We start from the raw sequence: 273 nt of genomic DNA on the forward strand, positions 1-273 counted from the left end.
CAGTTTGGAGTTTTACTAAATATGCTCTAATAGAAAAAGGCATTCCTTTTATGCTCAAAAGGATTGCCTTTTTTCTTGAAGGATAAAGTGAAACTTCAATCAGTGGCCGCCCCCCCACTGATCGTTAGCACCCAAAGGTATGACCTAAAGGCCCTTGAACCAATCGGACATTTACGGGTAGCCAACCATGAAGCAAGCTTCACCAGCAAGGATGAAAAATTTAATGTTTTATTCTCATGGGAGTTTATCCCCCCCTCCTACTCTTTTCGTTTC

1 protein-coding gene is annotated in these 273 nt (G+C 41.8%); it reads left to right on the forward strand.

All coding sequences use genetic code 11. The annotated features are described in order from the left end of the window. Positions 1 to 75 precede the first annotated feature (75 nt). On the forward strand, positions 76 to 273 hold a 198-nt coding region (locus RZN25_13545; GenBank protein MEQ6377839.1), incomplete at its 3' end, for a hypothetical protein.

It is taken from the genome of Bacillaceae bacterium S4-13-56 (assembly GCA_040191315.1).
GTDB lineage: Bacteria > Bacillota > Bacilli > Bacillales > JAWJLM01 > JAWJLM01.